12 protein-coding genes are annotated in these 10,095 nt (G+C 62.2%); 9 read left to right on the plus strand and 3 right to left on the minus strand.

The genetic code is table 11. From position 1 onward, the window contains the following. Positions 1 to 439: aminotransferase class III-fold pyridoxal phosphate-dependent enzyme (locus EOD15_RS20470; protein WP_148129595.1), on the minus strand; the 439-nt coding region annotated here is incomplete at its 3' end. Position 440: 1 nt separating this feature from the next. Beyond that, entirely contained in the window at positions 441 to 2,084 is a 1,644-nt protein-coding gene (locus EOD15_RS20475) for a N,N-dimethylformamidase beta subunit family domain-containing protein (RefSeq protein WP_127322217.1), read from the minus strand. Between the two features lie 155 nt (positions 2,085 to 2,239). On the opposite strand from EOD15_RS20475, the gene EOD15_RS20480 reads away from it, so the two are divergent. The 6 genes from EOD15_RS20480 to EOD15_RS20510 all read left to right on the plus strand — a co-directional run bounded on the left by EOD15_RS20480 (position 2,240) and on the right by EOD15_RS20510 (position 6,705). Next, entirely contained in the window at positions 2,240 to 2,488 is a 249-nt protein-coding gene (locus EOD15_RS20480; protein ID WP_127269873.1) for a ParB N-terminal domain-containing protein, read from the plus strand. Positions 2,489 to 2,701: 213 nt separating this feature from the next. Further along, complete coding sequence (locus tag EOD15_RS20485; RefSeq protein ID WP_127321900.1) at positions 2,702 to 3,187, plus strand: SRPBCC family protein; 486 nt, start codon at positions 2,702 to 2,704, stop codon at positions 3,185 to 3,187. Positions 3,188 to 3,230: 43 nt separating this feature from the next. After that, the gene (locus tag EOD15_RS20490) at positions 3,231 to 4,187 is read left to right on the plus strand and encodes an alpha/beta hydrolase (protein WP_127321899.1); all 957 of its coding nucleotides are present in this window, start codon (positions 3,231 to 3,233) and stop codon (positions 4,185 to 4,187) included. A 394-nt stretch (positions 4,188 to 4,581) separates the two neighbouring features. Beyond that, positions 4,582 to 4,779 (plus strand): hypothetical protein, encoded by a 198-nt coding sequence (locus EOD15_RS20500; protein ID WP_013532087.1) that lies wholly within the window; start codon positions 4,582 to 4,584, stop codon positions 4,777 to 4,779. A 188-nt stretch (positions 4,780 to 4,967) separates the two neighbouring features. Next, on the plus strand, positions 4,968 to 5,840 hold the full coding sequence (locus EOD15_RS20505; protein ID WP_127321898.1) for an undecaprenyl-diphosphate phosphatase: 873 nt from the start codon (positions 4,968 to 4,970) through the stop codon (positions 5,838 to 5,840). 76 nt (positions 5,841 to 5,916) lie between these two features. Then, positions 5,917 to 6,705: a phosphodiester glycosidase family protein gene (locus EOD15_RS20510; protein ID WP_127321897.1), complete on the plus strand. Its 789-nt coding sequence runs from the start codon at positions 5,917 to 5,919 to the stop codon at positions 6,703 to 6,705. Positions 6,706 to 6,775: 70 nt separating this feature from the next. On the opposite strand, the gene EOD15_RS36850 is transcribed toward EOD15_RS20510, so the two are convergent. Further along, entirely contained in the window at positions 6,776 to 7,051 is a 276-nt protein-coding gene (locus EOD15_RS36850; protein ID WP_206618654.1) for a hypothetical protein, read from the minus strand. Between EOD15_RS36850 and EOD15_RS20515 the strand changes: the two genes are divergently transcribed. The 3 genes from EOD15_RS20515 (at position 7,050) to EOD15_RS20525 (ending at position 9,794) form a co-directional block, all read left to right on the plus strand. After that, the gene (locus EOD15_RS20515) at positions 7,050 to 7,949 is read left to right on the plus strand and encodes a glycoside hydrolase family 25 protein (RefSeq protein WP_245463722.1); all 900 of its coding nucleotides are present in this window, start codon (positions 7,050 to 7,052) and stop codon (positions 7,947 to 7,949) included. The genes EOD15_RS36850 and EOD15_RS20515 overlap by 2 nt on opposite strands. A gap of 152 nt (positions 7,950 to 8,101) precedes the next feature. Continuing rightward, complete coding sequence (locus EOD15_RS20520; protein WP_127408772.1) at positions 8,102 to 8,710, plus strand: class I SAM-dependent methyltransferase; 609 nt, start codon at positions 8,102 to 8,104, stop codon at positions 8,708 to 8,710. Positions 8,711 to 8,828: 118 nt separating this feature from the next. After that, positions 8,829 to 9,794 carry a DUF3592 domain-containing protein gene (locus EOD15_RS20525; protein ID WP_245463723.1) on the plus strand — a complete coding sequence of 322 codons (966 nt, stop codon included), beginning with the start codon at positions 8,829 to 8,831 and terminating at the stop codon, positions 9,792 to 9,794. The last annotated feature ends 301 nt before the right edge of the window (positions 9,795 to 10,095 follow it).

Below are 10,095 nucleotides of genomic sequence, written 5' to 3' on the forward strand. Positions count from 1 at the left end.
GATAGGAGGGGAAGCGGGTGATCACCTTCCAGCGGCTGGCCTGGCCGGTGGCGACGGCCCATTGCCGCGCCAGCTTGATGCAGGATTCGGTCGCTTCCGAGCCGCCCGAAACGAAGAAGATTCGGTCCATGCCTTCCGGCAGCTTGCCTGCCAGTTCGCGTGCCAGCTCCTCCGCCGGCTCGTTCTCGAAATGCAGCCGATAGGCAAAGGTGGCGCGGTCCATCTGCCGCTTCATGGCATCCAGCACATTGCGGTTAGAATGGCCGATATTGGCGACCATCGGGCCGCTCGAGCCGTCGATGAAGCGGCGGCCGTCCTGCGTCCACATATAGATGCCCTCGGCGCGGTCGATCAGCGGCCGGCGCAGGCTGGACAGATAGAACAGATGCGAGTCTCGCCGGGCGTCGGTGGCTTGCGCGGCGGTCTGGACTTTCGACATGTCAGGGCTTTCCGAGATAACGATCGAGGACATTTTTGGTGACGCGTTCGACCATCGGGTCCTGTCTTAGCAGGCCGGCGACCCATTCGCAGCTTCCGGCGTGGAACACCTCGCCCTTGCCGCGCGGGAAATTGACGATCATGCCGTTGCCGCGTTTGACCTTTTCCAGATTGGCGTCGCTCGCCTCGCCGAACAGCGTCTCGGCGGTGAAGCGGCCATCCTCGTCGGTGAGGAACTGGTCCTCGATCGGGATATCGGCGCTTTCCTCAACCTGGGATGCCATGCCGACGGCGAGAACCTGCAAGCCGTCTGGCGCGCCGCTGGTAGCGGTCGGGTAGGGCAGGCCGCTGAGTATCTCGAAGTCGAGCCCGTCGACCTCATAGCCATAGACATGGCTGTCGGCCCCCAACAGGTCACCATAGTAGATGCCGGTGCCGGCAAAGGCCCAGTGCTCGGGCCGGTAGACCGGAAAACCACGCACGCCGCGCGGCGCGCAGCCGCCCCAACCGGTATAGACCCCGCGCGTCGCGTTGAGCCCGAAGGTAGCCGAACCCGGCCGGCCGATTTCCAGCGCTTCCCAGGAATTGGTGGCGCGGGTGACGTCGCCGCCTGGGAGATAGGCCGGGTCTTCGGCACGCGAGCGATATTTGTAGCAGACCTGCCGGCGGCCCTCGTCCTCAAGCCGCGTCTGCCACATGAAGTTACCGGCAAAGCGCGCCGCATGACCACCACGCTCGACATAGGCGTCGACGGCATCGCGCATTTCCCAGGTCCAATATTCGTCGTGGCCGACGAAGATGGCGCAGTCGTAGCCGTCGAGAATTTCCGGCGAAAAATGGAGATCATGCTGGCTGGCGAGATCGACTTGATAGCCGGCTCGCTCGGCAAAGCGGAAGAAATGGCTGTCATAGCTGGCCCAACCCGACGAGGCGTACTTTTTCGAATGGCCTGTGGCGAGCGCCCATTCCATGTGCGGATAGCGCGGGATCGTCTTGGGCGGGACGGCGACTTCCAGCGGCACGCGCGGCGCATCTTTCGGCAGCACGACGAAGCCACGGCACCAGGGGCGCTGTGTCGACACGATGGGCGAGTATTGGTTGCGGTCCGGCCCGGTGATGCCCTGGTAGTGGTTGGAACCGCCCCAGGTGTTGTAGGCCAGCCAGGTGCCCGTCGCAGCCACCTGCAGCACGCGGCCAGGTTTACGGCCCGGCTGCGGGCTGACGATGAAAATATGGTGGCATTGGATCGGCTTGCCGTCGCGCCCGTCGGCGGTCAGCGTGACCCGATAGGCGCAGGACGGCCAGTCCGCCCCGACGCGAAATTCGAAGGATGCGTCCCAGCCGCAGCCTTCAGCCGAACACTGGTCGGGTGTGTCCTGCCGGCGTGCCGCGATGCCCGATTTCTCGAACACTTTGGTTTCGCTGCCGCCATCCCGGGTGATTGTCATGCCGAAGTTCGGAGCTGTCGAACTGACATGCAACGCCACCGTTTCGCCGGCGCGATAGGAAAACCGGTCGCTGTAGCACCAGATCTCGCCGCGCTCGCCATCCATCCCCGGCCATTCGTAATAATGGCCACGCACCGCGTGGCGGCGCTGCTCCGGCGTCAGTCCGAAATCGGGGAATTCGGTCGGCAGATGGGTCATGAACACCTGAAAAGGTCGAGGGCCGCCATTTCGGCGATCTGCCGGTCACGCGTCAAATAGAAACGATCGGGCCAGCATTCGCTAGCCGCACCCTTGGCCGCCTCCATCAAACGGACTATCTCAGGGGAGGCGGCGTTTCCGCCATGGGGGTCGGCATGCTCAGAGTGCAAAAGGTCAAGGTCGACGAGATCTACGTGCCGACGGCGCGCAAGAAGACGCTGCATCCCGAGACCGTCCGCCATCTGGCCGAGGACATTTTGGAAAACGGCATGAAGACGCCGATCCAGGTCCGCCATGACGGTAAGCGCCACATCCTCGTCGAAGGCCTGCACCGGCTGGAGGCGGCAAGGTGGCTCGGCGAGACCGAGATCGAGGCTTATCTGGTGCAAGCCAAGCGCCACTGACACGTCCGGTTTCTCGGCGCAGAGGTTTTTGTCGCTTCGTCATCCTCGGGTCTGCGCTGCGTCACTGCGCTCCTGCTTCGCCCATTGATGACGAAGGTGAGTGACGCCTCGGCCCATCGAGACGGTGTCGACATTTTCTTTGCGGGCGATGTCGGTTTGCGGTTCATCGGCTCGTCCTTGGGACGGAAGCCAGATCAAACGCAGGACGCCATCATGACCATCATGCTCGACATCGCCCCCACCAACGACCGTGAACTGGTTCTCGCCCGCATCATCGATGCACCGCGCGAGAACGTCTATCGCTGCTGGACTGACCCGAAACTGATTACGCGCTGGTTCTCGCCAAAGCCGTGGACGACGCCGCGCGCCGAGATGGATGTGCGCACCGGCGGCTCGAGCCTTGTCGTCATGGCTAGCCCGGACGGCAACGAATTCCCCAACCCGGGAGTCTTCCTCGAAGTCGTTCCCGGCAGGAAGATCGTCCTCACCGACGCCTACACAGAGGCTTGGCAGCCTTCGGAAAAGCCGTTCATGACCGTCGCGCTGACCTTCGAGGACGAGGGCAAAGGCAAGACCGGCTACATCGCTCGGGTCAGGCACTGGAGCGTCGCCGACCGCGAACAGCATGAGAAGATGGGTTTCCACGAGGGTTGGGGACAGTGCGCCGACCAGCTCGAAGAACTCGCCAAAACGCTTTGATCCGCATGACGCTCTGATACCGGCATGACGAGAGGAGATCGATATGTCCAAAACCCTGTTTTTCGCCATTCTTGCTTCGGTTGCAGCGCTCGTTGGCTGCCCAGGCACCACCAATGCGGAGGAGACAAAACCCGCCATGACGACTGAGACGAACGCACTGCCGAAGCCGGAAAAGTCCGGCCTGCTGCCGATCAACGGCCTGAATTATTATTATGCCATCTATGGCAAGGGCGAGCCGCTGCTTCTGCTGCATGGCGGTCTCGGCACCACGGATATGTTCGCGCCGATCCTGCCGAAACTTGCCGAAAACCGCACCGTCATCGGCGTCGACCTGCAGGGTCACGGTCGCACCGCGCTGGGCGACCGCCCATTCACCGTGGAGGCGATGGGCGACGACATGGCCGCCATCGTCAAGGCGCTCGGTTACGATCAGGTCGATGTCATGGGCTATTCGCTGGGCGGCGGCGTCGCCTTCCGCATGGCCGTCCAGAATCCCGAAGCGGTGCGCCGCCTCGTCCTGGTATCGACCGGCTACGCCACGGACGGCTTCTATGACGAGATGCGTCCCCAGCAGGCACAGGTGAGCGCGGCCGCGGCTGAGTTCATGAAGGACACGCCGATGTACAAATCCTACGTCGCCGTGGCGCCGCATCCTGAGGAGTTCCCGAAGCTCCTCGATGCGCTGGGCGGCTTCATGCGTCAGAACCGCGATTACTCGGCCGACGTCGCCAAGCTGAAGATGCCGGTCATGCTGGTCTATGGCGACAGCGATATGTACAAGCCCGAACACGAGATCAAGTTCTATCAGATGCTCGGCGGCGGGCTGAAGGATGCCGGCTGGATGCGCGAGAACCTGTCGCAGAACCGCCTGGCGATCCTGCCCAACCGCACCCACTACGACACTTTCTTCGCCCCCGAACTGACGGCCGCCGCGCTGCCGTTCCTCAACGGCCAGACCAAGGTCAAAACCTGGGACGAGGTCGTCGGCGAAACGGAGTGAACGCCAAAGCCGCCGGCTGTTAGCGGGCAGCCGGCTTTCCGTGGCAGCGATGACGGCTTTCGGCGTCATCGCTTCACCCCCACTCGCATGGCTCGACGATCCCACGGTTTTCAAGCCGCGAATGCATATTTTCACGGGCTCGAGGCAGCCCCGGGTGGTGCTCGATGACAGCCTGCCGAAATACGAAGGCGCCCCTCCGCCAGGCTAATTTTTCCCTTCTCCCCTTGTTGTGGAAGGAAATGGATCGACGCGCAGCGCCAAGGGCCAGGGGAGAGCGCAAGCATGGCCAAAATTTAATCCAAATCGACACGAGATAGCCGGCAAAGCGTCATTGGCGAGCCATCTTTGTCGTCCTATTTAAGGGTCGCGGGTACGGCATTCGAGGAGACGACGGATGAACGACAGCATCAGCACCCTGGACGAGCTTTTGAGCGATCCGATGGTCCTGCTTGTGATGGAGCGCGATCGTGTGCGCCCCGAACAGGTGCGCATGCTGCTCGAACGGGCTCGCCGGCCTTCGACCGATGAGCCCGAAGTGCCGCCGGCGCATGTGATCGCCAGGACATGCCAGAAACTCTGGCTCTGCCCGTAGTCGCTTTGCGATTTTCGCTGTGTATCTCAAGCCGGCTCCAAGGTGGGCCGGTTTCGAACGGCGTGCACTTCGGCACGCCAGCTTACAAATCCGTAAATTGATTATCCGGCCCATGACGATAAGGCTTGCCCGGGATTGACCGATGGTCGGTCCACGCAACTCCGATCTCTCATGCACGGAATTCGATTTTGGCCGATATCTGCACACAAGGCCTGGATACGGGCTTCGTCGGCCTGGGGTTCGCCAAGGTGGCGTTCCTCGGCGTGGTGCAAGGCATCACCGAACTGTTGCCGATTTCCTCGACCGCCCATATGCGCATCGTGCCGGCCGTGCTCGGCTGGCAGGATCCTGGCTCCGCCTTCTCCGCCGCCATGCAACTCGCGGCCCTTGCCGCGGTGGTCAGCTATTTCTGGAGTGATGTCAGGAATATCCTGTTTGGTTCGTTCGACGCTCTGGCGCGACGCGATTTCGCCGACCGGCATTTCAAGCTGGCGCTCTGGATCGTGCTGGCGACGATCCCGATCGTCATCGCCGGCGTGGCGCTGTCGGGCGTACTCAACGCCTGCAATTCGCCGCTACGCAGCCTGACGGTGATCGGCTGGGCCTGCATCGCAATGGCGATCCTGCTGGCGCTGGCCGAGATCTTTGCCCGTCACCGGCGCAGCATGGGCGGTGCGTCGCTGACCGATGCGCTGCTCGTCGGTGTTGCCCAGATCGGCGCGCTGGTTCCGGGTGTCTCGCGCTCGGGCTCGACCCTGACGGCGGCATTGGGGCTCGGCTTCAAGCGGGCCGAGGCGGCGCGCTTCTCATTCCTGCTCGGGCTGCCTGCCATCGCGCTCGCCGGCCTCAAGGAACTCTGGGAACTGCACAAGGTCCATCTCGACGCCCATGGCTGGTCGGTGCTTGCTGTCGGGCTGGTCGTTGCGTCGATCTCCGCCTTCTTCGCCATATGGGGGCTGATGCACGTGCTGGAGCGTTTCTCGGCCTGGCCGTTCGTCATCTATCGCGGCCTGCTCGGCATCGTCTTGTTGTTGAGCGTCGCCATGGGATGGCTTGCCTAAGTCCAGAGCCTTTCACAGTCTCGCTTGAAACAGGTTATATCCGTACCGGACCTCGAACTTCGATTCCGGTAAGCGCATGGATTTCCTGACCCTCCTGCAATCATTGCCGTTGCTGCTGGCATTGGCCAAGGGCGCACTGCCGTCGGTGGCGGCATTTGGCATGGGATTTGGCCAGTGGACCGCTTCACTGCCGCCATGCCGGGACTTCACCTTCGAGGCGACCAGCTATCTCGTTTGCGAGGTCGATCCAAAACGATATCAGCTCGAGCTGTTCTGGAAGGATGCGGCGGGCAAGCCGTTTCAGTCGCTGCACAATCTGCATGCCACGCAACAGGCGGCAGGGCGCACCATGCTGTTCGGCATCAATGCCGGTATGTATCACCCGAACCTCGCGCCGGTCGGCCTCTATGTCGAGCGTGGCCAGGAGATGGCCTCGGTGAAAACGGGATCGGGAAGCGGCAATTTTTCCCTGCAGCCGAACGGCATTTTCTACATGCGCAACGGCAAGGCCGCGGTCCGTGCCACCAGGGATTTCGTGAAAAGGCGCCCGACCGTCGACTATGCGACGCAATCGGGGCCGATGCTGGTGATCGACGGCAAGCTGCATCCAAAATTCCAGGCTGACGGCACTTCACGGAAAACCCGCGACGGTGTCGGGGTGCGAAAGGACGGCGTCGCGGTTTTTGCGATTTCGAATGGCTCGGTGACCTTCCATGCCTTCGCCCGTCTGTTCCGCGATGCGCTCGGCTGCGACAACGCGCTGTTCCTCGACGGCACGATATCAAGCTTGTTTGCGCCTGCCATCGGCCGCAAAGACGACTATTGGAATCTCGGGCCGATGATCGGCGTGTTCAGAAAATCCTAGCCGGTTTCCATCGCGCTTACCTGCACGCGGTATGGAAAAAAAACTTGATTCAAACTTTATTGGTAATTTCTCATTCATAACTGATCCGGTTTGTCCGTCGGCTGTCGTTTTGCCCTCGGTCTGTTGTGTTTTGAGTACAGGTCCAGATGCGGATTCCGGGCGTCGTCAGTTTTTTGATCGTGTCGCTATGCCTTGCCGGCTGCTCGTCGACATCAGGCGTCGATGCGCTGGATTTGCAGAAACCGTCCAACGAGACCACCAGTTCCGTGATCCGGCCGCCGGCACCGATCGCCCCTGTGCCGGCGGCAAGGGGCAACAGGGCGGCAAGGGCCGGATTGGCTCCCATGTCTGACAACGGTCCGGGGGAAAGAACGCGCCCGTTCGGTTTGGCGGGGGAGGAAGAGACGGGGGTGTTTGCCGCACCTGATGTGCCTGATCCCCAAGTGCCTGAGGTCGGCGGGTTGCCGGTCGAGCCGGCAGCCTTGGTGTCGCCGCCCAAGCTGTTGACCCGTGCGGCACCGGCCATGCTTGCCGGGCCACTCACCCGTTACGGTTTTCGCGACGCCAAGCCGATCCATTTCGGCAAGGGTTCGCCCCGCCATCTTGCCGTGCACGGCGTTGACGTCTCGCGCTGGCAAGGCAACGTGAACTGGGACAAATTGCGCGCCCAGGGCGCCAACTTCGCCTACATCAAGGCGACCGACGGTGGCGACCACCTCGATCCGATGTTCATGAAAAACTGGCGCAACGCCGACGCCGCCGGTTTGAAGCGTGGCGCCTACCATTTCTTCTACTGGTGCCGCACGGCGGGCGAGCAGGCGGACTGGTTCATCCGCAACGTGCCCAGGGTCGAAGGCGCACTGCCGCCGGTGATCGACGTCGAGTGGAATGGCGAGTCCAGCTGCAAGCGGCGGCCGTCGCGCGAAAAGGTGCTGGAAAAGATGCAGGTGTTCATGGACAAGCTGGAGCGGCATTACGGCCAACGTCCCATCATCTACACCGCGCCCGATTTCTACCGCGACAATCTCAGGGGCGAATTCCTCGACTATCCGTTCTGGCTGCGTGCCGTGGCTCAGCATCCGTCAAAAGTCTATCCCGGCCGCAAATGGCTGTTCTGGCAGTATTCCGGCTCCGGCCTGTCGCACGGCGTCACCGGCCGCATAGACCTCAATGTCTTCCATGGCGACGAACGGCAATGGCGCGCCTGGGCCGGCGGCCGGCAGACGGTAGCCGACGCCAACTGAGACAGTCGTCAGTCCCGGCGCACTTCGCTCTGCCTGATGTCCGCGGTCTGGGCAACGCGACATCGGACTGCTCGATGGACACGCTTCCGCCGGCAGCATTCGCTGAGGAAAGTGTCCGGGTCTTTGACCGACATGGACGCATGGGAGGAAAGATGGGTGTGTCATCGGAGGCTCTGGCGCAGAGCCGTCAAACGATCAGCGCTTACGAGGATTATGCGGAACAATATGATGCCATCGTGCGCCATGTCCCCAACGTGAAGGGGCAGGCATCGCTGAAGCGCCTGGTGGCGATTGCCGGCACAGGCGGCCGGATTTTGGAAGTCGGGTCCGGAGCCGGATACGACGCGGATTTTCTGGAGAGTTTGGGTGTCAAAGTCCGGCGCACCGACGCGACCAAGCGGTTCCTGGAACTGCAGGCCGCGCGTGGCAAGCATGGCGAGTTGCTCGATCTCATCACCGATGATCTCGGCGGCCCCTACGACGCGGTCCTGGCCCTATGCGTCCTCATCCATGTGCCTCGCGACGAGACCGACCAGGTGCTTGCCAAGATAGCCGGGTCGCTGCGCCCGGGCGGCGCCTTCCTCGTCTCCATGCGCAATGGCGACGGCGAGACATCAGGCGAATATCATATCGTCTACTGGCGCAGGGACGACTTCGCGGCCCGTCTCGAAGGCTCCGGGCTCGTCCTCATCAGGGACGATTTCAACGTCGGCCGCGATAGCGAAGAATGGAACACGTTCCTGGCCGTGAAGCCTGCATGACGCGGCGTGGGCTGTTGCCGTTTGCGCTGCTCAGCCTTTTCAGATTTGCGAAAATACAAGACATTGCCGCCGCCATGCTGTCTATGTGCAGGTTCCTGCACTCCTGGGGGGAGACGAGTTGGAACTCAAGATCATGCTTGTCGGCTTTGCCTGCGTGGTCGCGGGCGCGCTGTCGTTCATCACCTTCATGAAATGGCGAGAGGTGAAGGCACTCAGCCGCTGGCTGCCGACGCCGGGAAAGATCATTTCCTCGCGCGTCGAGGCACGTGAGGTCAGAAACTCGGGCGTTGGTTCGGACAGCACTGACACCACCGAAATGCGCAATTTTCCGGCGATCACCTTCGAATACAAGATCGGCGGCAAGAAGTTTCAAAGCTCGCGCTACAGCGTGAAGGAAAATCTGGGGAATTTCGAAGTCGCTGAAACCCTTGCCCAGTTTCCCCGCGGCGCGGACGTGACTGTCTTTTACAATCCGGCCGATCCGAGCAAAGCGGTGATCGAGCGCACCCTGCCGGACGGCGCCTTCAAGTTCATGGTCCAACTCTCGGCGGGATTGGCGATCGGCGCGGTTGTGCTGGTGTTTTCCGTTGGCGGTGTTCTGGAGGCGATCGGGCCGCATTTGCCCAAACCGCAGAATCTCGGCGCCGCGGCGTTGCTGCTTTTGATGGGCTTGTTCATCCTGAGCATCGGTTTCGCCCAGAAAGCGTTGGCCGAGCAGGCGGCAAAATGGCCGATCGTGGTTGGCCGCATCGACACTTCAGGTCTGCAGGCGCTCCGAAACCATTCAGGCTATGGCCGCTGGCGCACCGTCTTCAAATCCCGCATCGTCTACTCCTATGGCGTCGCCGGCCAGCGCTACAGCGCCGATCGTGTGGCCTTCGGCGCCACCGTGACTGCCTCGCTGCCGGGCCTCGTCGGCGGCCAGGCACGGCAGTATGTCGAAGGCAGCAAGGTCGACGTCCACTATGACCCCGCCAACCCCGGCTCGGCGGTGCTCGAATGCCGGGTCCGGGGGCTTTGGCTGCTATGGATCTGCTCGGCAGGCTTTCTCGGTGGCGCGGCCTTTCTGCTCGGGCTGGTTTGAGCGTGCCAGCCGACTTCCCCAATGCCAATCCAGACGGCTCCTCATGGGATGCCTTTACCTAAACAGGATGCAGCGATGAATAGCCATGAGATCGATCATCTGGGCCTGCGCCCTGCTTGCATCCGCGACAATGTCCGCGATGGCAGACGAGCCGGCGCCGTCGCGCCCGCCGATCGACAAATGCGTCTGGGAAAGGTTGTCTGACAAAGATATCGGGCTGGCCGCCTGGGCGCAACGCTGCGACTTCGGCTTCCGCCAGATCCATTTCGAATTCGCCGACAACGCGCTTGCCATCAAATAC

Origin of the sequence: Mesorhizobium sp. M7A.T.Ca.US.000.02.2.1 (assembly GCF_003996995.1) — a bacterium.
Taxonomy (GTDB): Bacteria; Pseudomonadota; Alphaproteobacteria; order Rhizobiales; family Rhizobiaceae; genus Mesorhizobium.